Origin of the sequence: Candidatus Nitronereus thalassa (assembly GCF_032191465.1) — a bacterium.
Classification (GTDB): Bacteria; Nitrospirota; Nitrospiria; order Nitrospirales; family UBA8639; genus Nitronereus; species Nitronereus thalassa.
The window spans coordinates 1,804,096-1,830,899 of the sequence record NZ_JAQOUE010000001.1 but is presented as its reverse complement, the minus strand read 5'-3'; the positions used below and the strand labels follow the sequence as shown (position 1 = coordinate 1,830,899).

23 protein-coding genes and 1 tRNA gene are annotated in these 26,804 nt (G+C 48.9%); 18 read left to right on the top strand and 6 right to left on the bottom strand.

What is annotated here, in order from left to right; genetic code table 11:
- Positions 1–28 precede the first annotated feature (28 nt).
- The 4 genes from PPG34_RS08155 to PPG34_RS08140 all read left to right on the top strand — a co-directional run bounded on the left by PPG34_RS08155 (position 29) and on the right by PPG34_RS08140 (position 3,427).
- Positions 29–919, top strand: a complete 891-nt coding sequence (locus PPG34_RS08155; RefSeq protein WP_313832704.1) for a methylenetetrahydrofolate reductase — start codon at positions 29–31, stop codon at positions 917–919.
- Positions 919–1,707 carry a 3-methyl-2-oxobutanoate hydroxymethyltransferase gene (gene panB / locus PPG34_RS08150; RefSeq protein ID WP_313832703.1) on the top strand — a complete coding sequence of 263 codons (789 nt, stop codon included), beginning with the start codon at positions 919–921 and terminating at the stop codon, positions 1,705–1,707. Before PPG34_RS08155 ends, panB begins: the two co-directional genes overlap by 1 nt.
- Positions 1,708–1,966: 259 nt before the next feature.
- Positions 1,967–3,295: an adenylosuccinate synthase gene (locus PPG34_RS08145; RefSeq protein WP_313832702.1), complete on the top strand. Its 1,329-nt coding sequence runs from the start codon at positions 1,967–1,969 to the stop codon at positions 3,293–3,295.
- Positions 3,296–3,351: 56 nt separating this feature from the next.
- Positions 3,352–3,427 (top strand) — tRNA-Lys (locus PPG34_RS08140).
- 109 nt (positions 3,428–3,536) lie between these two features.
- On the opposite strand, the gene PPG34_RS08135 is transcribed toward PPG34_RS08140, so the two are convergent.
- Positions 3,537–3,974, bottom strand: coding sequence for a thermonuclease family protein (locus tag PPG34_RS08135; protein WP_313832701.1), 438 nt, complete (start codon positions 3,972–3,974; stop codon positions 3,537–3,539).
- Between the two features lie 303 nt (positions 3,975–4,277).
- Between PPG34_RS08135 and PPG34_RS08130 the strand changes: the two genes are divergently transcribed.
- Entirely contained in the window at positions 4,278–5,168 is an 891-nt protein-coding gene (locus PPG34_RS08130) for an SWIM zinc finger family protein (protein ID WP_313832700.1), read from the top strand.
- 116 nt (positions 5,169–5,284) lie between these two features.
- Here the strand turns inward: PPG34_RS08130 and PPG34_RS08125 are convergent, their stop codons facing one another.
- Complete coding sequence (locus PPG34_RS08125) at positions 5,285–6,190, bottom strand: nucleotide-binding protein (RefSeq protein ID WP_313832699.1); 906 nt, start codon at positions 6,188–6,190, stop codon at positions 5,285–5,287.
- Positions 6,191–6,482: 292 nt separating this feature from the next.
- Here PPG34_RS08125 and PPG34_RS08120 point away from each other — a divergent pair, with 292 nt between their 5' ends.
- The 11 genes from PPG34_RS08120 to PPG34_RS08070 all read left to right on the top strand — a co-directional run bounded on the left by PPG34_RS08120 (position 6,483) and on the right by PPG34_RS08070 (position 18,201).
- Entirely contained in the window at positions 6,483–7,094 is a 612-nt protein-coding gene (locus tag PPG34_RS08120) for a ribosome maturation factor RimP (RefSeq protein ID WP_313832698.1), read from the top strand.
- A gap of 66 nt (positions 7,095–7,160) precedes the next feature.
- Positions 7,161–8,393, top strand: coding sequence for a transcription termination factor NusA (gene nusA, locus PPG34_RS08115; protein ID WP_313832696.1), 1,233 nt, complete (start codon positions 7,161–7,163; stop codon positions 8,391–8,393).
- Between the two features lie 15 nt (positions 8,394–8,408).
- Positions 8,409–10,916, top strand: a complete 2,508-nt coding sequence (infB, locus tag PPG34_RS08110) for a translation initiation factor IF-2 (protein WP_313832695.1) — start codon at positions 8,409–8,411, stop codon at positions 10,914–10,916.
- Positions 10,917–10,955: 39 nt separating this feature from the next.
- Positions 10,956–11,237: a DUF503 domain-containing protein gene (locus tag PPG34_RS08105; RefSeq protein WP_313832694.1), complete on the top strand. Its 282-nt coding sequence runs from the start codon at positions 10,956–10,958 to the stop codon at positions 11,235–11,237.
- 10 nt (positions 11,238–11,247) lie between these two features.
- Complete coding sequence (gene rbfA, locus PPG34_RS08100; RefSeq protein ID WP_313832693.1) at positions 11,248–11,682, top strand: 30S ribosome-binding factor RbfA; 435 nt, start codon at positions 11,248–11,250, stop codon at positions 11,680–11,682.
- A gap of 3 nt (positions 11,683–11,685) precedes the next feature.
- Positions 11,686–12,657, top strand: a complete 972-nt coding sequence (truB, locus tag PPG34_RS08095) for a tRNA pseudouridine(55) synthase TruB (protein WP_313832691.1) — start codon at positions 11,686–11,688, stop codon at positions 12,655–12,657.
- 64 nt (positions 12,658–12,721) lie between these two features.
- Entirely contained in the window at positions 12,722–12,991 is a 270-nt protein-coding gene (gene rpsO, locus PPG34_RS08090; RefSeq protein WP_313832690.1) for a 30S ribosomal protein S15, read from the top strand.
- 45 nt (positions 12,992–13,036) lie between these two features.
- Positions 13,037–15,139, top strand: coding sequence for a polyribonucleotide nucleotidyltransferase (gene pnp, locus PPG34_RS08085; RefSeq protein WP_313832689.1), 2,103 nt, complete (start codon positions 13,037–13,039; stop codon positions 15,137–15,139).
- A 247-nt stretch (positions 15,140–15,386) separates the two neighbouring features.
- Positions 15,387–16,637 (top strand): M16 family metallopeptidase, encoded by a 1,251-nt coding sequence (locus tag PPG34_RS08080; RefSeq protein WP_313832687.1) that lies wholly within the window; start codon positions 15,387–15,389, stop codon positions 16,635–16,637.
- Between the two features lie 293 nt (positions 16,638–16,930).
- A complete protein-coding gene (locus tag PPG34_RS08075; protein ID WP_313832686.1) occupies positions 16,931–17,479 on the top strand; it encodes a hypothetical protein in 549 nt (182 codons plus the stop codon).
- A gap of 68 nt (positions 17,480–17,547) precedes the next feature.
- Positions 17,548–18,201, top strand: a complete 654-nt coding sequence (locus PPG34_RS08070) for a hypothetical protein (RefSeq protein WP_313832685.1) — start codon at positions 17,548–17,550, stop codon at positions 18,199–18,201.
- Between the two features lie 71 nt (positions 18,202–18,272).
- On the opposite strand, the gene mutS is transcribed toward PPG34_RS08070, so the two are convergent.
- From mutS to PPG34_RS08050, 4 genes are all read right to left on the bottom strand, one after another.
- A complete protein-coding gene (mutS, locus tag PPG34_RS08065; RefSeq protein WP_313832684.1) occupies positions 18,273–20,906 on the bottom strand; it encodes a DNA mismatch repair protein MutS in 2,634 nt (877 codons plus the stop codon).
- 55 nt (positions 20,907–20,961) lie between these two features.
- Positions 20,962–21,504, bottom strand: a complete 543-nt coding sequence (tsaE, locus tag PPG34_RS08060; protein WP_313832683.1) for a tRNA (adenosine(37)-N6)-threonylcarbamoyltransferase complex ATPase subunit type 1 TsaE — start codon at positions 21,502–21,504, stop codon at positions 20,962–20,964.
- A 76-nt stretch (positions 21,505–21,580) separates the two neighbouring features.
- Positions 21,581–23,137 carry an NAD(P)H-hydrate dehydratase gene (locus PPG34_RS08055; protein ID WP_313832682.1) on the bottom strand — a complete coding sequence of 519 codons (1,557 nt, stop codon included), beginning with the start codon at positions 23,135–23,137 and terminating at the stop codon, positions 21,581–21,583.
- 144 nt (positions 23,138–23,281) lie between these two features.
- Positions 23,282–24,013 carry a pyridoxine 5'-phosphate synthase gene (locus tag PPG34_RS08050; RefSeq protein ID WP_313832680.1) on the bottom strand — a complete coding sequence of 244 codons (732 nt, stop codon included), beginning with the start codon at positions 24,011–24,013 and terminating at the stop codon, positions 23,282–23,284.
- 265 nt (positions 24,014–24,278) lie between these two features.
- Here PPG34_RS08050 and PPG34_RS08045 point away from each other — a divergent pair, with 265 nt between their 5' ends.
- The gene (locus PPG34_RS08045; RefSeq protein WP_313832678.1) at positions 24,279–25,463 is read left to right on the top strand and encodes an aminotransferase class I/II-fold pyridoxal phosphate-dependent enzyme; all 1,185 of its coding nucleotides are present in this window, start codon (positions 24,279–24,281) and stop codon (positions 25,461–25,463) included.
- Positions 25,460–26,776 carry a homoserine dehydrogenase gene (locus PPG34_RS08040; protein WP_313832677.1) on the top strand — a complete coding sequence of 439 codons (1,317 nt, stop codon included), beginning with the start codon at positions 25,460–25,462 and terminating at the stop codon, positions 26,774–26,776. The genes PPG34_RS08045 and PPG34_RS08040 overlap by 4 nt, the downstream gene beginning before the upstream one ends.
- Positions 26,777–26,804: the final 28 nt, after the last annotated feature.

The following is a 26,804-nucleotide window of genomic DNA, read 5'->3' as shown; positions in this document are numbered from 1 at the left end:
CCAAAGACGGCTGTCAATTCAATCGATTATGAAAGACGAACGGCAAAGATTGCAACGAACATTGGAGCAAGGTGAATTTGCCACGACAGTCGAAGTGAATCCTCCCAAAGGCACGAATGTCTCGAACTTACTCGAGGTGACCAAAGCCTTGATTGGGAAGGTACATGGGGTCAACGTGACGGATAACACCGCTGCCGTGATGCAGGCAAGTTCGGTGGCGGTGTCGAGATTGTTGGTCGAGCAGGGGCATGACCCGATTTTGCAAGTGACCTGTCGGGATCGGAATCGAATTGGGATTCAGTCGGACCTTTTGGGCGCCTACCTTTTGGGAATTCGCAATGTATTATGCCTGACCGGGGATAGCCCAAAAGTTGGAGATCACAAAGAGGCGAAACCGGTGTACGATATGGATTCGGTTCAGGTGATGCGAACGATTGGGTTGTTAAATCATGGTCGCGACCTTGCGGATAAATCGTTGGACGGAGCCACCGACTTTTTTATTGGGGCTGCCGCGGCGCCGGGGTCAGATTCCGATGAGATCATGCATCAGAAACTGAATGCGAAAATAGAAGCGGGCGCACGATTTTTTCAAACACAGGCCGTCTATGGTGTAGATATCTTTCGGACCTTCATGTCGGTCATGCGTCGCTACCCATGTAAGGTCCTGGCTGGTATACTGGTGCTCCGGTCGGCCAAAATGGCAGAATATTTGAATGCCAATATTCCAGGCATTGAAGTTTCCGAAGCCATTATTGCGGAAATGAAGGAAGCCGGAGAGGCCCATGAAGCTGAGGTTGGCATTGGAATCGCGGTGCGAACTATCAAGGCGGTGCGTCCCTATTGTGATGGTGTCCATATCATGCCGGGGCGACTCGGTGATCGGGTGGCGGAGATTATTCGAAAGGCGGAATTAAATTGATGACGGTTCCTGAATTCCAACGACAAAAATCTAAAGGCAGGAAACTCGTGGTGGTGACCGCCTACGATGCTTTGTTTACACGAATCCTGGAACAAGCTGGGATTGAAGCCATTTTGGTGGGTGATTCCCTGGGTGTTGTTGTTCAAGGAAAATCGAACACGCTCTCCGTCACCATGGATGAGATGATCTACCACACGATGCTTGTCGCCAGTGTGAGGGAAAATGCACTGGTGATTGCGGACATGCCATTTATGTCTTACCAGGTAAGTGTGGAAGAGGCGGTACGCAATGCCGGGAGGCTAATTCAAGCTGGGGCCGGGGCCGTCAAGTTGGAAGGCGGAATCTCCATGATTGATCGTGTGCAAGCCCTCACTCAAGTGGGCATTCCGGTCATGGGGCATATTGGGATGACGCCTCAATCGGTTAATCAATATGGCGGCTACAAGGTGCAAGGTCGGGAAGACGTGCACGCCGAGGCCTTGTTGGCTGATGCCCGGGCATTGGAATCCGCTGGAGCGTTTTCGTTGGTCCTTGAAGCCATTCCCGTTGATTTGGCGAAATCCATCACGGAGGCGGTTTCCATTCCGACCATAGGCATCGGCGCTGGACCAAATTGTGATGGGCAGGTGTTAGTGCTGTACGACCTTCTTGGTTTATTCGATGAGTTTTCTCCAAAATTCGTGAAGCCCTATGCCCATCTCAAAGCCGATGCTCTTCAAGCACTCCGCCGCTTCAAAGAAGAGGTCGAATGCCAAAAATTTCCCTCAGACCTTGAAAGCTATCATTAAAATTATTATTCTCTATTGGGTATATTTGGTGGTTCTCGGCGCTTTCGGTGGTAGTAGTTTATTGTGTCCTTCTATTGACAAATCCTTGATCGCAGCCTAACATCCGTCCCCGGTTGGCTCTGACTTTGTGTGAGTCGGGGCCTTTTTTGTGACTTTTTTCGCTATAAGTTTCCTGGCCCACTGGGCACAAACCGAGGATGAGACTTTTTATCCGACACAGGGACTTTTTGGCGCTGATTCGGAAAGCTAAAGTGTGGATATGGCAAATTTAGTCGTGATTGGGTCGCAGTGGGGTGATGAAGGAAAGGGGAAGATTGTTGATATCCTTTCCCGCGACGCCGACCTTGTAGTCCGATATCAAGGCGGATCCAATGCCGGCCATACGGTGGTGACCCGAAAGGGCACCTATATTTTCCATTTGATTCCTTCCGGGATATTATCAAGAGGGAAATTATGTGTACTGGGGAGCGGAGTCGTGATCGACCCAGGGGCCCTGATTGGAGAGTTGGATCAGCTCCAAAAGCACGGAATAAAAGTCGGCAAAAATTTTATGATTAGCCAACGGGCTCACGTCATTATGCCCTATCATAAGGCGATCGATAAAGCAGCTGAAAAAGCCAAAGGGGCACGACGTATTGGGACAACGGGAAAGGGTATTGGTCCGGCCTATGTCGATAAAATGGCCCGTATCGGCATACGGATCGGCGATCTGCTCAAACCAGAAATTTTTCGACGTAAAGTCGAAGACAACTTGGTCGAAATTAATAGCTTTCTTCGCCATATGTATAAAGTGCGGGGATTTTCGGCGGATCGCATAGTTGAAGAATACCAACATTATGCTGAGAGATTACGTCCTCATGTTGCCGATGATTCCCTGGTACTTCACAAAGCCATGGAAAATGGGAGGCGTGTGTTGTTTGAAGGGGCGCAAGGCACGCATTTGGACATTGATTTTGGGACGTATCCGTTCGTGACCTCTTCGAGCTCTTGCGCTGGGGGCGCGTGCATTGGAACGGGTGTTGGTCCAACAAAAATTGATGCAGTACTTGGCGTCACCAAAGCCTATACCACGCGCGTGGGAAGTGGTCCCTTCCCCACTGAATTATCCGATGCAATAGGCGACGGATTGCAGGAGCGCGGTCAGGAATTTGGAGCGACTACAGGGCGCGCCCGTCGGTGCGGGTGGTTAGATATTGTCGTGTTGCGTTATGCCGTCCGTGTGAATGGTTGTACATCTTTGGCAGTTACTAAATTGGATGTTTTGGATGGATCCCGTCAATTAAAAATTGCTGTTGGTTATCGGTATCAGGGAAAATTATATCGAGATATGCCCGCTGACCTTGACATTCTCTCAAAATGCGAACCAGTCTATGAGGTGATGCCGGCTTGGACCGGTTCTACTTCAGGAGTCACGACATTTAAGGCCCTTCCTTTGGAAGCCAAACGTTATTTAGGGCGAATTGAGGAACTGACTGGCTGTCCCATTGATATTGTGTCGACGGGTTCTCATCGTGAGCATACCATCATTCTGAAAAACCCTATGACCTATGTCCGTCCTCGGACAAAAATTCCCAAAGTCAGCGCTTGAAAAATTCCATAGCTGTTTGACAAGGCGTATGCTGGTTGTTAGCATCGCGATTCGGTGAGCCGCTAGCTCAGTTGGTAGAGCATCGCCCTTTTAAGGCGAGGGTCGTGCGTTCGAGCCGCACGCGGCTCACCATTGTGTTTCCTGCCGTTTTTCTAAAAACCATCACAAAAGAAATTACCGGGGGGCCTTCTTGCACAAAGTTTAGAGGGATCTCTTTTTGTGAAGAGAATTCGTGAAGGGACTAGGAGGAACACCAATTAGGCTTTCCTGTTTTCTCATTTGCTGGCAAGGCAAATTTTTTGTCGATAAGCAGTTTTGAAACATTTTCCCCATTGGCCATAATTCGTGCAATGAGGTTGAAGTGCTCTCCCCGCTCTAAATCGTACAGCTCGATTTCCCTCGCATTTTCCAACACGGTATTCACAAAATTTCTGGCTTTGTTTGCCAGCTCTTTTTCTTTGTCACATTTCCCCAGAATTTCAGGGGTTTCGATTCCGGCAATCCTAATTAAAATCACATCGCCAAAAATCTTGGGAAGATTCGGAATGGAAACGAAGCAAGAATGAGCATGATAGCACCGGTGAAATGTCACATTGTGAAAATGGAGATCGGTGGCTATGGCAGGTAGGGCCGTTGCCAAAAAAAAGCCAAGAAAAAAAAGAAGACGATAGAGTTTCATGGGTAATGCCGTTGATAAGGTTTGGAGACTTTACCGAATGCTCATAGATTAGGTCGAGGAGTGTAGCATAAAGGGAGGCAGGCAAAAAATAAAATTCACGGGGCATATTTTGTGGAATTCACGTTCTTTTTTGGTGGAAATCAATCAAATATTTGGCTTATTTAGGGTCAAGTTTACACGAATTCTCACCGAGAAGAGGGAAGCTCTTGACCGTTCTACGGTTGGGAAGGTTTCAGAGTAATTCTTTGATAGAGATGCACTGAAGATCTTGATCTTACCCACTTCTTTCCCTAAGAGGGACTTATGCGCAACCGGATTTCGTGCTCTGCCCAAAAATTAAGTCAACTTGAACCGGAAATGGTGGAGTCCGTGGTTGGTGGTCATGTGTTTAAACTGGGCCATCAGTATATGACCGAAAACCGCGTACGGATTCTCGATGCGCATGAGGGGCAAATCAATTCTGAGGTTGATGGAACTTATGGAGTGTATTCACAGACGATTCGATTAAAAAGTGGCACATTGACCACTAAATGTTCCTGCCCTGCCAGCGAACAACCCTTTTGCCGGCATTGTGTGGCGGTGTTACTGAAGAACTTTCAATCCCGAGCTCCGGAGGAAGTGGTGGTGGAACCTGTGCCCGAACCTGCCAAGGAAATCATCAAGCATGCTCCTGAGGAAGAATCCAAAGCTGCATCGAGCAGCAGCGTTGACTTCAAATTTCATGAAATCGGTGCCTTCGTTGATTGGATTCAAGGAGCCATGGAGGCTATAGCCAAGGACAAGCCTCTTCCTAATCTGCCGGATTTGCCCCCAGGCGCTGTTCGTAGTTGGACTGAAGCCATTCAGGATCTTCGCCTTCAGTATCAGGCGAGTGAAAAGGAACGGAAGGAATTTCAATCAGAGTTGCACGACTGCAAAAACCATATTGCGACCCTGACCCAAGATTTGGAAAAATCTACTGGTGAGGCCAAAGATTATAAAGTGAAATATGCGGAAATTCGAAATGAACTTGACCAATGTCAGGCAATGCTGGAAGAACATGCCGTTATTGTGAAAGAGCGCGATCGATTTGCTGATCAGATGAATGGTTTGCGAGGAGAACTGTTAAGAAAGGGAGCGGAACTCGATAGTTTGGCCGACTCGCTTAAAAAGGTTTCGAGTGCTTTGCAAGCCGCCACTCCCCCTCCGCGATAGGGTCTAAAGCTTCCTAAGTATGTGAAGCGTCTTCAACTTTCAAAGGGTCTAGCATTAGTCCCCTCTCCCAGATTCCTTCAAGAAGTTCCGGTGGTCAAACACTGTACATAATATCTTTACCATTCCTCCACCACGGATAAATTCGACTCCATCCATACTTCAAGACTATCAGTGATTGATTCAAAGGCTCTGGCCGCTGGGGACGTGGGGTTATGGTCTACCACCGGAAGGTATTTTCGGATTGACCGTTCTACTGCTTCATCCTGAGGAATTTGGCCTAATACATGGAGCTCTGTGCCAATATACTGTTGGACCATCTGCTGAAGGTGGAGTGTATTGACTTTTGAGGCCATTCCCATGCGATTTAAGATTAGGCAGGGGTGAAAAGATTCCAAGGCTGTTCGAGCGATGGCCGTTCCAGCTTCGTTGGTTTGTCCCACTGCATTCAATACATCCTGGATGCTTTGAAATTCTTGGTTGGATAATGCGGTGGCCACAGGGTCGCGAGCTAAAAAGGCAGAGAGTACTCGGCGAATTGCCGCAAGTTTAATAAAGCGATACAAATCTAGGACCGAGGTCGGGTCCGGCGTGGCCACGGTGAGATATCCATTCGCGAATAAAAAGAAATCCAAGGTATGGAAATGTGTTCCGGCTCCCACGTCCACCAAGACGAGATCACTATCCAATTTTCGTAAATGATTGAGCAGCCGTTTTTTCTTGGGGTGGGGCAGATTCGAAGTGAGAAGGGTCTCTCCAGTTCCCGAAATTAAGGAAAGGTTTTGGTGTACGGGTAAAGGCTCTGCTACTCCTTGCAGTGTTTTGGCTTTGCGGTTTAAGAAATCCGTGAGAGTCGCTTTGGGATGAAAATGTCCAAATAAAACATGAAGATTGGCCCCACCGGTATCTAAGTCCACCAAAGTGACCCGGTAGCCACGTTTAGCCAGTAACAGGCCTAAATTACTGGAAACCATGCTTTTCCCAGCGCCGCCCTTACCGGAAGCTATCGATAAAATTACTGCCATGGAATGACCGGGCAATCTTTCAACTCAAAGGGAAGCAAAGACTTTATGATATCCTGGTTCATATGAATTTTGAGATTGTGAGGGATGTGACCAAAACATAGATTAACAACCTGCTAACTGTAGCATATCCCCCGGGAAGGGCCTATGGATAATTTGAGAGGAAGCGAAATTATTTTGGGAAAGTTTACTTTTTTAACCAAATGCAAGAGGTCTTGTTTTCCAAAAGTGAGATGCCTAGAATTTTGGGTGTGGCTGGCGGGTGGTATTTTGTGTTTCCTCCCACCTGAGGGAAATGCCGGCTTCGATCGGGGCCCTTGCCTTTGAACGGGGGAAATGGTACTGTCCCGATTCAGGGAAGTGGGCGAGAGCCCACTTTTTTTTGCTTTGTCGTCACCCCCGTGGCTCCACTTTATTAGGTCTGGAATTGGGAACCAAAGATTTGGGGAAACAGGTGCAGCTTATTGCTGAACCTATTGCACGGGCCTTGGATCTGGAAGTGCTGGAAGTAATATGCCACGGCAGGGGAGCCGGTTCGGCCATTCGAATTACTCTTGATAAAGAAGGGGGCGTTGGTATTCGGGACTGCGAGCAATTTCATCAGTCTCTAAGCCGAGCTCTGGCTGTTGCAGATCCGATTCCGTTTGATTTTGGGCTTGAAGTCTCATCGCCCGGGGTGGATCGTCCGCTAAAGAATCCACAAGATTTTCAACGGGTCATGGGAAAGCTATTGAAGGTGAAATTCCAAGATCCGGGCGCTGAGCCCCAACAGGTGATAGGGCGTTTGGTTGCCATTACAGAGACTGGTTTAACATTGACTGTGCAGACTGGAAAGCAACGACAATCACAAGAAGTGGAAATCTTTTGGAATTCTATTCTAGAAGGAAAACAACAAGTCGAGTTTTAGGTTGCAAGGATTTTCATGGGGGCCCGCCCAGAAAAATAGGCAGGGAGTGAAAGAAGGGGAATCGTTATGAAGCGTGAAATTATGGCCGTGATTGAGCAGGTTGGCCGTGAAAAGGGAATTGATAAGGATCGAGTCCTTGCTGCTGTGGAATCAGCCCTTCTGACTGCGGCCAAAAAGCGATTCGGCAATAACGAAAATATTCAGGTCCAAGTGGATTCTGAAACCGGTGATATTTCAATAGTCTCCTTAAAAACGATTGCGGATCCCGTCACGGATGCCAAAACTCAAATTTCTTTAAAAGAAGCCAGGGAAATTGATGCTGAGGCCGAGGTGGGTGACGAAATGGGATCACTCTTGGAAATGGAGGAATTTGGTCGTATCGCGGCGCAAGCGGCCAAGCAAGTGATTTGTCAGAAGGTGCGTGAAGCTGAATGGGAGGCTGTGGAGCGAGAATATTCCAAAAAGGAAGGTGATCTCGTACATGGGGTGATTTTAGGGCAGGAGCGTCGGAACTATTTGGTGGAAATTGGCAAAACCGAGGCCCTACTCCCCGTTCATGAACAAATCCCTCGTGAAGCCCATCGCCGAGGGGATCGTTTACGAGCCATGTTGTTAGAAGTTCGACGGACCCCAAAAGATGTTCAGGTGATCTTAACTCGAGCCCATCCTCAGTTTGTTGTGAAGTTATTCCAATTAGAAGTGCCTGAGGTGATGGAAAAGATCGTCGAGATCAAAGGTGTGGTGCGTGAGCCGGGTGATCGGACCAAGATTGCCGTGGCATCCCGTGATAAGGCTGTTGACCCGGTTGGTGCCTGTGTCGGGATTAAAGGGTCGCGAGTTCAGGCCATCGTCCGAGAGCTCAAAGGAGAGAAGATCGATATTGTTCCTTGGACGACTGACCCTCGAGTGTTTATTGGCGAAGCCTTGAATCCGGCATCGATTGAAAAAGTCGGGATTGATGAGCAGAAAAAAGCCGCATTGGTTGTGGTGGCTGATTCTCAATTATCGTTGGCCATAGGAAAAAATGGACAAAACGTCCGTCTAGCCGCCAAACTTACCGGGTGGAAAATTGATATTATCAGTGCCAGTGAGTATGAAAAGGAAAAGCTCGAACGAGAAAAAGAGATTAAAGCGGCATTGGCTGAAGAGGCCGACGCCCAACGGGAATTAGTAGGCGGAGAACCTTCAACTCCTCCAGAGGATGCGGATCCAGCTCCGACGGACACCGGGGAAGCGGAGGCCGTCTCGGTTCAAGGCGCTGGTGAAGAGCCATCAGAGTCGCCACCAACTTCCTCCTAACGCAATGTGGGTGCTATGAGAGTCTATGAATTAGCCAAACAATTGGGAATTGAGAGCAAAGTTCTGATTCCAGAACTTAACCGGCTCGATATTGCAGCGAGTTCCCATAGTAATACGCTGAGCGACGAAGATGTGCAGAAGGCCTTGACTGCTTTTGGCAGCACCCAAGTCAGCAGTGTGATCCCTTCGAGTGGCAAATCTGAGAGGGCGACGAAACGAGTCAAAAAGTCATCTTCACGTACCGGAAAAAGTCGCCAAGAATCGGTAGAGGAAGAGGCGCCGGCTAAGCCTGAGCGAAAGCATATTCTCATTAAGCGAAAACGTGATGAGGATGAAACACCTGAACCCGAGACTCCGGAAGAAGAGGAGCGAGATACCCTTGCCCCCGTTGGCGAAACTGACAGTAGTATAGAGACTCCGCTTCCCCCAGAACTTGCTGCAGTCACTGAGGCTTTAGACTCGCCGCATCCAACCCCAGAAGATTCCCTCCAGGATGTTCAAATTCCGGCAGCCAGTCCGGATCAGGAATCAAGTGTTGCATCAAAAAAACACGAAGCATCAACCGAAGAGAAGTTGAGTGAAGATGAAAAGCCCAAGAAATCAAAAAAATCTGGGAAGGTTCGAGATGAAGCCTTGTTTGCCGCCAAATATGAAGATGCCGCCCGGTGGCAAGATTTACGTCCTCTTCCCACGCTAAGACGAGAAGAGCGTTCCCGGCATGTACCATCCTCGACAACGGCCGAGATCACCAAGCCCAGAAAAAAAACCATCAAACTTCACTCTGGTATTACGGTCAAAGAGTATGCGGAACAGCTTGGCCAACGTTCAGGAGACATCATTAAAAAGTTGATGGAAATGGGGGTAGTCTTGAATTTAAATCAACCCATGGATCTTGATGCCGGCGTATTGATTGCCGAGGGTTTTGGTATCCACGTAGAAGTCTCAGTGGAAAAAGAGGGCGAAGCTCTTCTGGAGGAGGTGCTGGAATCCACAGGCGATGTAGAGCTGGTCCCGCGTGCACCTGTGGTGACGATCATGGGGCATGTTGATCACGGAAAAACCTCGCTTCTGGATGCCATCCGCCAAAGCAATGTGACGGACCAGGAATCCGGAGGCATCACTCAGCATATTGGCGCCTATTCAGTGTCGGTCGGTGAGAAGAAGGTCACCTTCCTTGATACTCCAGGTCATGAAGCCTTTACCGCCATGAGGGCCCGAGGGGCTCAAGCCACTGATATTGTGGTATTGGTTGTGGCCGCTGATGACGGGGTCATGCCCCAAACCCTTGAAGCGGCCCACCATGCCCAGGCTGCGAATGTGCCAATTATTGTGGCCGTAAATAAAATAGATAAACCAGGGGCGAATCCTGATCGCGTCAAGCAGGGGCTTTCGGATCAAGGGTTAATTCCTGAAGCCTGGGGTGGACAGACGATTTTCGTCGAAGTGTCGGCCAAAGAAAAACAAGGTCTCGATACCTTACTCGAGATGATCTTATTACAAGCGGAAGTGATGGAGTTAAAGGCTGATATTGCCCAATTTCCAAAGGGCGTGGTGCTCGAAGCCAAATTGGATCGTGGTCGGGGCCCGGTTGCGACCGTGTTGGTCCAGAGTGGAATTTTGAAAGTTGGAGCTCCCTATGTGGTGGGGACTACCAGTGGCCGCGTCCGAGCCATGCTTTCCCACGATGGAAAAAAACTCAAAGAAGCCCGACCTTCGACGCCTGTGGAAGTGATTGGTTTGTTAGCTTTACCTGCCGCCGGTGATCAATTTGTCGTGGTAAAAGATGAGCGGATGGCCAGGGAGGTGGCGGAAGATCGGAAGCACAAGCAACGGACAGCTGAATTAGGAACCGGAACCACGCGGATGACCTTGGATGATTTGTATTCGAAAGGCGCTGATTTGGGAAAAAAGGATTTGTCGGTATTGGTCAAAGCCGATGCGCAGGGTTCACTCGGTGCGTTATGCGAATCTATCCAAAAAATTCAGTCCGATTTGGTGAACCTTCAAGTCCTTCATAGTGGGGTTGGGGGCATCACGGAGTCGGATGTCCTTTTAGCCTCGGCATCAAAAGCCATGATTGTTGGGTTCCATGTGAGGCCTGAACCAAAGGCCTCTGCCTTAGCCGAACGCGAAGGCGTGGAAATCCGATTGCACACCATTATCTATAATGCCATAGCCGATGTCAGGGCCGCTGCCGAGGGGATGCTGGAGCCTACCCTGGTCGAGCGTGTGCTTGGACGTGCCGAAGTACGAGAGGTCTTCACGATTCCCAAAATTGGGACCATTGCCGGTTGCTATGTGAACGACGGGCATATGGCGAGAGCAAGTGAGGGAGTTCGTGTCCTCCGAGATCACGTCGTGGTGTACGATGGCAAGCTTGGGTCCTTGCGACGGTTTAAAGACGATGTCCGGGAAGTGCAGCAAGGCTATGAGTGCGGTATTGCCGTTGAAAACTTTAATGATATCAAGGTCGGCGATATCATTGAAGCCTATGTGTTTGATAAAGAAGCGGCGAAGTTATAACGGGCAGGACTCGTGTCCAAAAATTTCTGAGTCGCCGGTATGGTAATTGGAGTCTGTCAGGTTGAGTTGCATTTCCCTGAGGGACATTCACTTAAGGCGAAGCGCCAGATCCTCTCAAGCCTTAAGTCAAAATTGGGCCGAGACTTCAATTTGTCGGTGGCGGAAGTGGGAGACCATGATCTTTGGCAGCGAGCCATATTAGGGATGGCTTGCGTGGCGAACGAAACCCGTCATGTGAATCGGGTTTTAGATCAGGCATTGAATGCCATCCGCTCGAATCCCAATTTGGAATTGTTAGAGTCTCGCATAGAGTTGTTGTAATGATATCACCATGATTCCAGTGGATGTGCTTGAAATGTCTAAATCGGCATATAAACGAGCTGATCGGGTGGCGGATCAACTTCGTATTGAGGTGGCGGATATCCTTGCCAAAAAATCAAAGGATCCTCGGCTTCAATGCGTGACTGTCACCAATGTGGAAGTCACCAGTGATCTTCGGTTGGCGCGGGTGTATGTCACGTTATTAGGGCCACAGGATGATGAGCCAGGTATCATGAAGGCCTTAAAAAGCGCGGCAGGATTTGTTCGTTCAGAAATTGGCCGTCGTTTGGAATTGCGTTACACGCCGGAAATCAAATTTTGGCGAGATTCGAGTGGGCCCCGCGCCGAGCGAATCCTGAAAATTCTTGACACCTTGCCTTCCCCAACTAAGGAGGACATGGATTCGGTTCATGAACTTTCTCCCAATGTGTCGGAGGGTCAGTAGGCTGTGGTCAAAGGACTTGGGGCGATGGTGGCGACTTCAGCGATTGACGGGGTATTGAATATTTCCAAGCCAGCCGAATGGACCTCCCATGATGTGGTTGGAAAATTGCGACGATCACTCGGAATTCGCAAGGTGGGACATGCCGGGACTTTAGATCCAATGGCCACGGGAGTGCTACCAATTTTATTGGGAAAGGCGACGCGGGTTTCAGAATATTTAATGGAATGGGATAAAGAATATGAAGCGATCCTCCGGTTAGGACAGGATACGGATACGCAGGATGCAACAGGTGTGGTGATTCAAGAACGGCCGGTGGCTGGGATCACTGAAGAAGCCATCCGTGAAGCCGCGGCAAAATTTGTCGGCAATCTCCAACAGGTACCGCCCATGTATTCCGCTTTGAAGGTGGAGGGCCAGCCTTTGTACAAAATGGCCAGAGCTGGAAAAACCGTAGATCGGCAACCTCGGCCTGTGACCATTCATCAATTGGACGTGTTGTCCGTGGATATTCCAGAAGTGTCGTTTCGTGTGGCATGTTCAAAAGGCACATATGTGCGGACATTGTGTGCCGATATTGGGGAAGCCTTGGGTGTAGGCGCCCATTTACGGCAATTATGCCGTACGCGAGTTGGGCCTATCCATTTTGAAGACTCCGTATCTCCGTTGGATGTTAATCCTGAATATTTGTTGCAAGAAGATGACAGGGTTTTTTGGGGGCTCGACGCAGTCTTAGGTCATTTACCTGAGGTCAAAATTGATTTTTCCATGAGGGTTCGAGCCTTAAATGGAGCGCCGATTCCTCCATCATCAGTTTCCAGTGAATCTCTATTCTCCCAAGGCCCTGGATCGACTGAGGGGATTGTCCGGGTCAAGGACTCTGATGGACAGTTGCTTGGGTTGGGAAAGTTTGAGCAGAGCGCTACACATTTGTCAGGATGGGATCCCTCATTAGTATTAGTGAAAGTGTTCGGATAAACACACCAAATAGGGAATCGAATATTTTGGAATTCCAATAATTTTAGGTAAGGAGGAGCGAGGCATGGCACTTGCCGGTTCATCGAAAACGGATATCGTGAGACAGCATCAACATCATGATCGTGATACAGGATCTTCTGAGGTGCAAATTGCCTTGTTGACTCAACGTATCAACGAATTGACCGAACATTTTCGGACTCATAAGAAGGACCACCATTCTCGACATGGATTGTTGAGAATGGTTAGTCGGCGTCGACGCTTGTTGGATTATCTTCACCGAGTGAATGCCGAAGGCTATCGGTCTCTGTTAGGCAAATTAAGCTTAAGAAAATAAATGATGGAATGGAAAAGTTGAAGGGGTCAGGAAGGAGAGAATTTCATGGTGCATTCAGTTGAATTAGAAGTCGCCGGACGTACGTTAAGGCTGGAAACTGGCCATATGGCCAAGCAAGCAGATGGATCCATCCTTGCCACTTATGGTGATACGGTGGTGTTAGCGACAGCGGTGGCTTCAAAGACGTTAAAACCTGACACGGATTTTCTCCCCTTGACCGTTAATTATCAGGAAAAAGCCTATGCCGCTGGGAAGATTCCTGGAGGGTTTTTTAAGCGGGAAGGGGCTCCATCGGAAAAAGAAACTCTGACGAGCCGACTCATTGATCGCCCGATTCGCCCCTTGTTTCCCAAAGGGTATTATTACGAAACGCAGGTAGTGGTGTCGGTCTTATCCGTGGATCAAACTATGTCCTCGGATACCATTGGCATTACAGCTGGTTCGGCAGCCTTGGCGATTTCCGATATTCCCTTTGATGGGCCGCTGGCTGGTATCCGCATTGGCCGAGTCGATGGAACTCTGGTAGTCAATCCCGACATGCACCTATTAGGGAAGAGCGATTTAGACTTAGTCGTCGCCGGGACTGCCGATGCCATTATGATGGTCGAGGCTGGCGCTGAAGGATTGTCCGAGGCCGTGATGCTAGAGTCTTTGGAACTCGCACATGCGGAAATCAAAAAAATTGTGGCGAAGGTCAACGAGCTGAGAGAAAAGGCGGGTCGTCCAAAACGAGTGCTGCAGGTCGAACCGGTGAGTGAAGACCTCCGTGCTCAAGTTAAGGAAATGGCCTCTGCACCCATTCGAGAAGCGGTATTTATTCCCAATAAAACGGCCCGTCAGGAACGATTGGATGAGATTTTGAGAGAGGCCATCGAAAAGCTGGGCGGGGAAGATGCGGCCCGGCATCGGCAAATTAAGGAAATCTATCACGACCTAGAGTACGATGAAGTTAGGGATATGATTTTGGAGAAAAAAGTCCGAGCCGATGGTCGAGGGCCTGCGGATATTCGCCCAATTACCTGTGAGACTGGATTGTTGCCTCGGACTCATGGATCGGCATTGTTTACGCGAGGGGAAACCCAGGCGCTGGCAGTGGTGACTCTGGGTACGTCCGATGATGAGCAGCGCATCGATGCATTGGAAGGCGAACATTTTCGAACATTCATGCTTCATTATAATTTCCCGCCTTTCAGTGTGGGAGAGGCGAGACCCATGCGATCTCCTGGTCGTCGGGAAATTGGTCATGGAAAGCTTGCCTGGCGTGCATTGCTATCCGTGATGCCCACCAAAGAAGCCTTTCCATATACCATTCGACTGGTCTCGGATATTTTGGAATCGAACGGATCTTCGTCGATGGCCACGGTTTGTGGTGGGGCTTTGGCCTTGATGGATGCGGGAGTGCCTATTAAGGAGCCGGTTGCCGGAATTGCCATGGGACTCATTAAAGAAGGCGATCGGGTGGTGATCCTTTCCGACATTTTGGGGTTAGAAGATCATCTTGGGGATATGGATTTCAAAGTGACGGGTACCAAAAATGGCGTGACCGCGCTGCAAATGGACATCAAGATTGGCGGCATTACTACCGAGTTAATGCGTCAGGCTCTAGAACAAGCACGTGCTGGTCGCTTGCATATTTTAGAACGAATGGAATCTTCCCTGGCGGCTCCCCGTCCTGACCTTGCCACCTATGCTCCAAGAATTTTCACTATTCAAATCAAGCAGGACAAAATCAGAGATATCATTGGGCCAGGTGGTAAGGTCATTCGCGGAATCATTGCTGAATGTGGAGTGAAGATGAACGTCGATGATTCCGGGCTGGTGACGATTGCCTCGGTTGATGGACCTTCTGCAGAAAAGGCCATTAAAATGGTGGAGCAATTGACGGAAGAGGTCGAGGTTGGGAAGTTGTATCTAGGGACCGTTCGAAAAATCGTAGACTTCGGTGCCTTTGTAGAAATTATTCCCAATGTCGATGGCCTTGTGCATATTTCCCAATTGGCCCATCACCGTGTGAATTCCGTATCCGATGAAGTGTCCGAAGGCGAGCAAATTATGGTGAAGGTAATGGAAATTGATCGCCAAGGAAAAATTCGCCTGAGCCGGAAAGAAGCCTTAGCCGAATCGGAAGCTCCTTCTACCCAAACCTAATTGTGGTGAGGGTAAGGAAAATCTCACAGGGGTTCCTGTGCATAGATTGATATGTTCAGGTTGCTGCGTCAGATGCGGTCACCTTTTTTTGATTTCGGGTTTCCATCGCAATGCCAAAGGGGTTCCCCATGAAACAGCTTTGCGATGATTTCGTCCAAGAATTCCTCTCTTGCCCTCGGGGGCGAAGACTTCCATTTTCTCCTCATAGAAAAAATCTGTTGACCTTTTCATAAAGGAACTTGTCGACGTGCGTAAAGTAGTCCTCAATAATGGCGTTCGGGTGGTCATGGAACGGATGTCCGCCTTAAAGTCTGTTGCTATTGGGCTTTGGATCAACGTGGGGACTCGGGATGAAGCCAAGGGGCAGGAAGGCCTGTCCCACTTTTTAGAACATATGATGTTTAAAGGCACGAAGCGGCGATCGGCATCTCAAATTTCCAATGAGATTGATAGCCTTGGTGGTGAAATGAACGCATTTACCAGTCATGAGTCCACGGCCTTTTATGTCAAGGTCCTGGACCAGCAGATTGGCCAAGCAGTCGATTTATTAGCTGACTTATTCCATCATTCGCGTTATCCACCCAAAGAAATTGCTCGAGAAAAGCAGGTGGTGCTTGAGGAAATCCGAATGGTTCGCGATGACCCTGAAGATTTTGTCCAAGAACTGCATGCGCATCATGTGATGCGAGGTCATCCCTTGGGACGGCCAATTTTGGGGAGTCCAACCACCATGGGGCGAATTGGACGAAAAGATATTTTGGAGTATGTTCAAGAGCAATATCGTCCTGAAAAATTGATCATTTCGGTGGCCGGAAATTTCCAACCCAAGGTGTTGGTGCCGATGTTGGACCGGGCTTTTGGAAAATGGACGCCATCTCGAAGGAAATCCAATTCCGTACAACTCCGCAAACCCCCGGACCTTCGCACCGGGATCTTTGTGCATCCTAAACAATTGGAACAAACCCATGTCTGTTTTGGGTTGCCGGGAATTCCCGCCAATCACCCAACCCGTTATGCGGCGCATACCTTGAATGCCTTATTTGGAGGGGGGGTGAGTTCACGGTTATTTCAAGAGGTCAGGGAAAAGCGGGGATTAGCGTATACGATTTATTCGCAATTATCCTGTTTTTCCGATGTCGGCACCCTGACCATTTATGCCGCAACGGGAGCAAAAGACGCGCCGGAGTTAGTGGATGTTGTGCGTCGGGAAGTTCGGAAACTTCGAAATCGAGGTCCAGCCCCATCCGATGTGAGCAGAACAAAAAATCAGCTCAAAGGAACCCTCATGCTGGGACTGGAAGGGACCTATGGGCGAATGAATAAATTAGCTAAGGATGAAATTTCTCAGGGCCGATATGTCTCTCTTAGGGAAATGCTTTCGGAAATCGATAAAATTTCAATCAAACAAATTCAAAGTGTGGCGAGGGATTTGTTAAGGGAAGAAGAAATGACTGTCACGGCCCTGGGGCCCATATCAAAAACGTCATTTCTTCAGTAAATTGTCAGTTTTTTAAAGATTTATTAGGCCTTTTTTTAACAAAATGCCTCTTGACTTCCTGGAGCCAGATTAGTAGCATGTGCCCCTTGAAATTATATGGGAATATAAGGAGAAATGTTTGCCAAGATATTGAAAATTGAAGGGTGCTGTGTTCGGAAAGGAGGTAGGCTCCCTAAATTCTCAAAAAAGAACATCAAAAGAACATCAATGTTGCAATTAGAGAAGTCGTTCGTTAAAAGTTAACTGTTGGTCTTTTCATTTTCATTATGTCATCCTATGTAAAGGAGGGGGAAATGAAGAAGTCATTTTTCCGTGGTGCTTTGGTTGCTCTCTTCGCTGTGGGCCTAATGACCGTTGGGTTCGTAGGCTTTGCAGAAGCCCAAAAGGGGCCGTGCAGTTCAAACAAAAAATGTGCTGGTGATCCCAATGACATTGCCACATTAGGTGGGATGAAGCTCGAAGGGAAAGTTGCCAGCAGTTTAAAGGGTCGCGTGTATGCTCATTGGGCGGACAATCCCGATGGGGAAATTCTTTTTGGCATTCAGTACTGGAACACCAGTGGACCTGGCGAAGCTGGGGATCCTCTTGGCCGGGCTTCTGACGATCGGAATGTCGCAATTCCAGATCCTTTGTTTGTGTGCTGCTCATGGGGTTACCAGGGCGGTGAGGAAAAGAATGCCTCTTACGCTGGCTGGTACAATCCTCAAACGACCGTGAGACTTCATGTCAAAGATTCCTCATTAATGAAGCAACTTACCGAAGCTGCGCAAAAATTCGTCGCCATGGAAGTCCAACTTTCTGGTGGAAATACCGTCACGGGTTTTAAAGTATTAGGAAACTAAATTTAGAAAAATAATAATTATTTTTTGAAATCAAAAAGTCTTTATCATTTACAGAGGAGGATGGGATTATGAAAGTTCGTACAACCGGGTTGGCAGTCTTAGCTGCCATTGCCTTGGTAGGCGGAATGGCCTCCAGTGCTTTTGCCATTGAAGCATTCCAAGAAAGGTTTGAATGGGGCGATCTCAGCAAGCCAACGACCCTTCATGCTCGAGTGGCGGTCGTCGATCCTTACGACAAAGCAGCCTGGGTAAATGTGGCTGTCTTCGGTGGTAATGCCGAAAGCGGATATTACTGGCAAAAGTATTTCCCTGGAAAAAACCTCAAGGTGTATGCGGGAAATGATGCCGTGTGGTCAAAATTGCAATCTCTGGGTAAAGATTCTCACAGTCAAGCCGTCATGACTGGAACCCAGGCTTCGAAATACACCCTCGTGGAATTGACTGTCCAAGAGACAGAACAAAATCACCGTGTGGTGTCGGCGATTAAAGAAATCCCTGAAATTGCTGGATCACCTGACAAGCCACGAAGCATTCATAGCCTTCGGAGCATCGGTATTGTTCAGTCGATGGACAATAACTCCTGGCAACAAAATCGCAAGATGCGTTATGATGTGATGATTCCAGGTGGAGAAACTATTGTTGGAGTGATCCCAAACTCCAATCAAAATCCTAATAAATCAAAAGGTACGGCAACGGGTGAATTTGGAGCATCCCTCCAATAAACCAGTTTTTCCGTTCGTTAGCGTAAATTAAGAAAAGGCGAAGTCTTCTCGAAGACTTCGCCTTTTCTTTTTTAACCGATTTGTTTTTTTAACTCAGCTAATCGATTCATTGCCTCTAATGGTGTCATGGTAAACAGATCCATTTGTTTTACTTCTTCAAGGATGGGATGGGGTGTAGGCAGGTCGTTTCTATCATTAGGGGTTTGTTCGCTGTCTGTTTTTTGGGAACTTTCTGATTGTTCGAGTTGAGAGAGAACTTCTTCTGCACGGCTGATCACTTGTTTTGGTATGCCGGCCATTTGAGCGACATGAATTCCGTAACTCCTGTCGGCCTTTCCTGGAATAATTTTTCTTAAAAAAACTATATTGTCTTCCAATTCCTTCACGGCAATGGTGTAATTTTTTATCCCGCTTCGGTGGTTTTCCAATTCCGTCATTTCATGGTAATGGGTCGCAAAAAGAGTTCTGGCTCCCAAATGGTTGCGGTCCTGAATGTATTCCGCAATGGACCAGGCCAGGCTTAACCCATCATAAGTACTGGTTCCCCTTCCTATTTCATCCAGAAGAATAAGACTTTTTGACGTAGAAGCCCCAAGAATTCTGGCTGTCTCGGACATTTCCACCATGAAGGTACTTTGCCCTCCAGCGAGGTTATCCGAAGCTCCCACTCTTGTAAATATTCTATCGACCAGGCCGATTTTTGCTTCAGACGCAGGCACAAAACACCCAATATGGGCGAGCAAAACAATGAGACCAGTTTGTCGTAAAAAGGTGCTTTTGCCGGCCATGTTAGGTCCGGTGATGAGCAGGAGACGGTTTTCGTCAAGGTCCAAACAGGTATCATTAGCGATAAATCCTTCGGAGGCCAAAAGCTTTTCAATGACTGGGTGTCGTCCTTCCTTAATATGAATCCCTCCTCCCTCATGAAGTTCCGGACGGGAGTATCGATATTTGGCGGAGATTTCTGAAAAAGTGAGAATGAGGTCGAGAATGCCAAAGCGTTTCGCCATGCCCTGAACCCGTAAGGTTTCCTGCCCAACTTTTTGGCGAACGGCTTGAAACAGCTCATTTTCTAAGTCCCGTAAGGTAAGGCTGGCTCCGGTGATCTTTTCTTCCAGGCTACGCAACTTATCGGAGGTGAACCGTTCCGCATTGGCCATGGTCTGTTTCCGAATGAAGTGTCCCGGAACACGAGAAAGGTTTGGTTTGGTGACCTCGAAATAGTATCCAAAAACCTGGTTATACTTGACTTTCAGGGAATCAATGCCAGTGGTATGGCGTTCCTGCTGTTCAAGATCAGTAATCCATCGGCTTCCTTCGCGTGTAATTCTTCGAAGATCGTCGACTTCCTCGTTATAGCCATCTTGAATGATCCCACCCTCTTTGGCATTGATCGGTGCTTCGGGTGAGATCGCCCTTTGAATAAACATCGCAAGGTCTTGAAGATCGTCCCAGCCTTGAAGAAGCCCCTTGATTAACGGACTCTGAAAAGGAATTAGTCGTTGCCGAACTGTTGGGATAGAGGAAAGCGCTTCCCGTAAATTGAGAAGGTCCCGAGGTGTCCCGGTTTCCAGAGCGATCCGGCTGCTGATTCGCTCAAGGTCGGGAATACCTTTTAAGGTTTCGCGAAGTTCCATTCGACCTTTGATTTCTTTGACCATCTCAGCGACGGCATCCAGTCGCTCATTGATGGCGCGTACATTGAGGAGGGGGCGAACTAGCCAGTGTCGAAGCAAGCGGCTTCCCATAGCCGTTACCGTGTGATCCAAAACCGAAAGCAAGGTGGCGTTTTTTTGTTCGGGATTCAGGGGAAAAAGGATTTCTAAGTTTCGTAAGGTCATGGCATCTACATGCATTTCTTGGGTAGTATGCCGAACCTGAGGACGTTGAAGGTGCCCATGGCGTAACAAGGGTTGGGTGCGATGCAGATATTTGAGAATCATGACGGCTGCTTGAACAGATACCATCGAGGGATCAAGGTTCAAATTCTCTAATCCTGCCACCTCAAACTGGTCGAGGAGAAGCCGATGCGCGGCATCCATATGAGAATCGCCAGGGTTGTCGTCTTGAACGCAAGGAATTCGCAGGGTGGAAATGGCTGCCAGCAACCTTTGGAGTGAGGGGTGACCTTGGGAGGAGTTATCTGGAAGTATCAATTCCTGGGGTCCGGTTCGAAGAAGTTCGTCAAGCAAATCGTCCTGAGCATGAGGTCCGAAAAACTCAGCAAGGATAAATTCTCCCGTGGAAAGATCCGCGGCAGCCATCCCACATCGAAAAAATTCTTCTTTATTAATTTGGGTCGTCCATGACACGGCCGACAAAAAGTTGGATTCTTTGGAGTCAAGTAGTTCGGCGTCGAATAGAGTACCCGGAGTATAGAGCCTTACGACTTCACGTTTGACCAATCCCTTGGCAAATTTCGGGTCTTCCACCTGCTCGCAGAGCGCGACGGTTTTTCCAGACTTCAGAAGTTTGGAAACGTAATTGGAAGAGGCGTGATGAGGAATCCCGCACAAAGGCACTGGGTTTGGACTGTTTTTATCCCGGGAGGTGAGGGTAATATTGAGAATGCTGGACGCCTCCTTCGCATCCTCAAAAAACATTTCATAAAAATCTCCCACCCGGAAGAAGACAATAGCATCCCGGTAGGCCTCCTTCACCTCTTTGTATTGCCGCATTAAGGGCGTGAGATCAGACGTGCTCATTGTGGTGCGGTGTACTTGTTGTAAGCAAAACAGGGGACCCTGAATACATGGGGTCTTAACTTCCTTGGCTAATCAGGGCCTGTAACAATGCCTGGCTCTTTTTCCCAAAAGCTTGGAGCGTACAATGTCGAGAATTTCGGCTCCTGTGATTCAAATGAAGGGCTAACCGATCCTCTGGAATTTGCGAAGATGAAATCCGATCGGCCCATTCGATAATTACGACATGGTCAGTGTCGAAATAGGAGGAGAGTCCAATGTCTTCAATGGCCATAGAATGTTCTAGCCGATACAAATCGACATGGGCAATCGGAGGCGCGCTTTCGTATTCTTGGATTACCGTAAAGGTAGGACTGGTAACTTCTTCAGTGGATAGTCCAATGCCTGTGGCGATTCCACGAACCAAGCAGGTTTTTCCAGCGCCTAATTCACCGATTAACGTGATGACTTCACCTCCGCGTAATTCATGCCCGATGGCCGTTCCTAATTCTTGCGTGGCGACAGCAGACCGCAACGCGGTGGTCCATTGCCCCGCTCCAGAAGCTGAAAAGGACAATTTTAACGGTCTGAGATTGTCCATGCTAGTTGTCTGTTGACCCATGAAAATTTTTAAAGTTTCATCAATCTCGTAAATAAAGTTGATATCTTATGGAGATGCTAAGGGAATCGTGTACAGATCACTCCCCGTGTTGAACCGTTTGGATAGCCTGGGGGATCTGATCCAATAGGTCACGGGCAATAAGGCCAGCTTCACCCAGTTTTTTCGCCGCTAGGTCTCCAGCGAGTCCGTGGAGAAAAACTCCAGCTCTTGCTGCCTGCCAGGGCGTAAGTCCTTGCGCTAAGAATCCTGAAATCATGCCTGTCAATACATCACCCATTCCCGCCGTGGCCATCCCGGGATTTCCCGTGGGACAGATTGCTGCCTGGCCGTCTGGTCCTGCCACGATGGTTCGAGCTCCTTTGAGTACGAGAACGCATGCGTGAGTTTGAGAAAAATTCTGTGAAACCATTAAACGGTTGGCATTGATATCCAAGGTGTTGGTATGGCCCATGAGACGTGCCATCTCGCCAGGGTGGGGAGTAAGAACCGGGGTCGATCGACAGGCTTGCAGGGCCTGCGGTTGCCCTGCAAGAGCGTTTAGCGCATCGGCATCAATGACGCAAGGACGATCTATTTCAGGCAGTAATTCCCGAATCAATTGCACTGTTTCGGATTGAGTGGTGAGTCCAGGCCCAATGCCTATGGCATCGCGTATGTGGGCAAATTCTTGGAGGGCCGGCATGGATGCTCGTGCCAGGGTATGCTCAGGAGTTTCAGGCATGGGTATGGTCATGGCTTCCAAAGTTTTCGCTTCAAGCCCTGAATTCGCACTCTGAGGTGTCGCAACTGTGACCAGCCCGGTTCCCACCCGTAGAGCGCCTAGAGCGGAAAGGGCTGCGGCCCCGGTTTTCCCCGGGGATCCTGCAATGATTCCAACATGGCCAAAGGTACCTTTGTGAGAAGAAGGCTTCCGCACAGGAAGAACCTCTTTAATGGAAGATACGGTCATGAGGGTGGCAGAAACATTTAGGTTGGTAATGTACTCTGGAGGAATGCCGATATCCACGCAATGAATTATTCCGACATTGTCAACGGCTGACCCCAAGTACAAACCGAGTTTTGGGCAGCCAAATGTAACCGTGAGGCAAGCCTGAACGGCAGATCCTAAAATAGCCCCGGTGTCGGTGTGGATGCCAGAAGGGATATCAACCGCAATCGTGGGGTGTTCCGAGGCATTCATGACATCCACGGCGGTCTGATACTGACCTTGAATTGGAGATGTAATGCCCGTTCCTAGTAGAGCATCAATCAGGAAATCGCTGCGGTTGCATAACTGACGCATTTTTTCTTCGGTGGGGTTGGTCAGAGGTCTTGAGGTACCGGTTAATTTGGCAAATCGTTGATACATGGTCTTGGCGTCCCCTTTAAGATCACGGGGATTTGCCAGAAGGCAGACATGAACCTTGGCGCGTTTGCGTCGAAGCAAGCGAGCCACGACAAAACCATCTCCTCCATTATTGCCTTTTCCGCAAAAGATCGTGAACGTTTTATCCCGAAGTGAGCCGAAGGTCGTTTCCAAAGCCTCAACGACCCCAGTTCCCGCGCGTTCCATCAAGATGGTTCCTGGCACACCAGCCTCATGGATGGTGCGACCATCGAGCTCTTGCATTTGGCTGGCAGTGACGATGGTCATGATGATGTTAAATCCGAATCTCGAATCTCGAATCTCGAAACAAATCCGAAATCCCAATGTGGAATAAGAAAACTTGGAGGCTTTGACCTTTTTCGAATCTCGACATTCGAATTTATTTAACTGGTAGGTTGTGAAATCCTTGAATCATATTTTCGATGACAGAGGCGACACGAGGGCTTTCATTTCTCGAACGGCTCGCTCCATTCCGACCAGCACGGCTCGGGAGATGATGCTGTGACCAATATTAAACTCTACGATTTCGTGAATTTCCGTGAGGGGTTGAGTGTTGTGGTACGTGAGTCCATGTCCCGCATTCACTTCCAGACCGAGTTTATGGGCTAATTTTGCACCTTCAAGCAGGGCCTGAAATTCCTTTTCTATTTCTTCGGATTCTCGGCTATTGGCATAGCGTCCCGTGTGTAATTCGATGGCATCGGCTCCGACCTTTTGCGCCGCGCGAATTTGACTGAGGTCTGGGTCAATGAAGAGACTGACTGGAATTTGCGCGTTGTGCATGGCCCGGATCAGGGCTTTTATCCTCTCGCGATGCTCGGTGACGGCTAGGCCGCCTTCTGTGGTGAGTTCCTGGCGACGTTCCGGCACCAGCGTGACCTTATCGGGACGAACCTGAATGGCAATTTTGGCCACGGATTCTTCTACCGCCATTTCCAAATTTAAGGTGTTGGGGACGGTGTCTCGAAGAAGTTTTAGGTCGCGCTCTTGGATGTGCCGACGATCCTCCCGGAGATGGACGACAATGCCATCTGCGCCGCCCAGGTCGGCTAAAATCGCGGCGGCAATGGGATCGGGTTCACGACCCCCCCGTGCCTGTCGCAACGTGGCTACATGATCGACGTTGACGCCTAATTTTGCCATGAAATCCTATGATTGGAAGTACGTGGTCGCCTAGAAATCGATGAGAATGTCATTATGGCAAATTGCCCTGGGGGTCGCAATCAAGGCTTGCTGTAACCCAAAATGCCGATATGATAAGGATTGACAGAAAGTCAAACCCCGTGGATAAACGACAGACTTTGATTGACTGGTTTTACCCCCTCTACTACAATAATCGGATTGCGTGAAAATGGCCTGTGTGTAGGTCAAGGACACAAAATTCCTAAGAAAGGTTGTGCGCATCCCTATGGAGAATTTCTTTCGAATTCAGCGGCTTCCACCCTACGTGTTTAGCCAGGTTCAGTCACTGAAGATTGCCGCTCGTCAACAGGGTGAGGATATCATTGATTTAGGAATGGGGAATCCCGATCATGCCACTCCGCCCCACATTGTCGATAAATTGATTGAAGCCGCCCGAAAGGGGAAAAATCATCGGTATTCGGCCTCTCGTGGAATTACGAAATTACGTCATGCGATATGTGCCTGGTATGGCCGGCAATACGATGTAGATTTAGATCCCGAAACCGAAGCCATTGTCACGCTTGGGGTGAAAGAGGGGCTTTCTCACTTGTTGTTGGCCATGGTAGGACCTGGGGATGTCGTGCTCACTCCAACGCCTACCTATCCGATTCACATGTATGGAGTTATTATCGCAGGAGGAGAAGTCCGTGGTGTTCCTCTGGGACCTCAAGAGGATTTTTTCGAGAACTTGACGAGGGCGTATATGCAGACTCAACCGCGCCCTCGGATTTTGATTATGAGTTTTCCACATAATCCGACCACTAGCGTGGTAGATCTTGAATTTTTCAAAAAGGTGGTGGATTTTGCTCGCGAACATAACGTGTATGTCATTCATGATTTAGCCTATGCGGACCTGACCTTTGATGGGTATCGGGCGCCAAGTTTGTTACAGATTCCAGAGGCCAAAGAAATTGGCGTGGAGTTTTATTCCTTGTCCAAGAGTTACAACATGCCAGGGTGGCGTGTGGGTTTTTGTGTCGGGAATAAAGAAATCATCGGCATTCTAACCAAGATCAAAAGCTACCTCGATTATGGTATGTTTCAGCCCGTACAAATTGCGAGTATCATCGCGTTGAATGGGCCGCAGGATTGCGTGAAAACCATCGTCAGTGGATATGAACGTCGGCGGAATGTTTTGGTCTCTGGTCTCAATCGTGCGGGATGGGCAGTCGATTATCCGCGAGCCACGATGTTCGTGTGGGCTCGCATCCCGCCGGCCTTCGCGGGTATGGGCTCTTTAGAGTTTTCCAAATTTTTACTCCGCGAAGGAAAAGTTGCCGTGTCGCCAGGTATTGGCTTCGGGGATGGAGGGGATGATTACGTGCGCTTTGCCCTCGTGGAAAATGAACATCGTATTCGTCAAGCGGTCAGTGGGATCAAGGCCGCGCTGAAAAATCCAGTATCTTTATGAAATCCCAAATCAATATTGGATTAGTCGGACTTGGCACTGTGGGCACAGGCACAGCCAAGATTTTGCTTGAGAATCGCGACGTTATCGCTCGTAGGGTCGGCGTGCCTCTTGAACTCAAACGGATCGTGGATTTAGATGTGACCACGGATCGAGGTCTGACTCTGCCTTCTGGGGTGCTGAGTTCAGATCTTCCCGGTCTTCTGAATGATCCCAGCATCGACATCATCATTGAACTCATCGGCGGGTATGATACAGCCAAACGCGTCATGCTGGATGCCATGGCGCAAGGGAAGCATATCGTGACGGCCAACAAAGCGTTGCTCGCGGTTCATGGCGAAGATGTATTCGCCGCGGCGGCACGTGCAGGGGTTGATGTAGGGTTTGAAGCTAGCGTGGGCGGGGGCATTCCAATCATTCGTTCCTTAACGGAGGGGTTGGCCGCCAATCGGTGTGTGTCCATAGTCGGGATCATGAATGGCACGGCGAATTATATCCTCACGCAAATGCTCAAAGAAAACCAGGAATTCGAAGAATCCCTGGCTCAAGCACAGGCTGCGGGTTATGCCGAAGCGGATCCCACGTTTGATATTCAAGGCATTGATTCTCTCCACAAATTGGCCATCATGGTGAGTTTGGCGTATGGTACACCGGTGAATGTCAAGGATGTGTTTACGGAGGGTATTCAGAAGGTTACGTCCTTGGATATTCAATATGCGTCTGAGTTCGGCATGGTGGTGAAATTATTGGGGATTGCCAGACTCCATGAGGGGGCAGTCGAAGCTCGAGTTCATCCTACCTTGATTGATAACCATTCCCCCTTAGCCCAAGTCAATGGTGTCTATAACGCGATTCATGTGGTGGGAGATGCCGTCGGAGATGTGATGTTGTACGGGCAAGGAGCTGGTGCATTACCGACCGGGAGTGCTGTGGTCAGTGATGTGATTGATATCGCCCGTAATATTCAACGTCAGGCGAGTGGACGTGTGCCCCCGACCTCATTTCCCTTGGATCAGCGAACACCTATTCGTATTCGACCCATGGAGGAATTAACCACGCGGTATTATTTGCGCTGCATGGTTTTGGACCAGCCGGGCGTGCTTTCCAAAATCGCCGGAGTGTTGGGCCACCATGGCATCAGCATCATGTCGGTCATTCAGCAAGGTCGTCAAAAGGGGCAAACCGTTCCGTTGATTATTATGACCCACCGGGCATCCGAGCGGTCGGTGCAAACGGCGCTACAAGAAATTAATCAAATGTCTTCTGTCGTTTCTCAACCCACCACTCTGATACGAGTGGAGGATGATGGTCGATAATACTACCAATTTCGTGAGTAACCAAAAC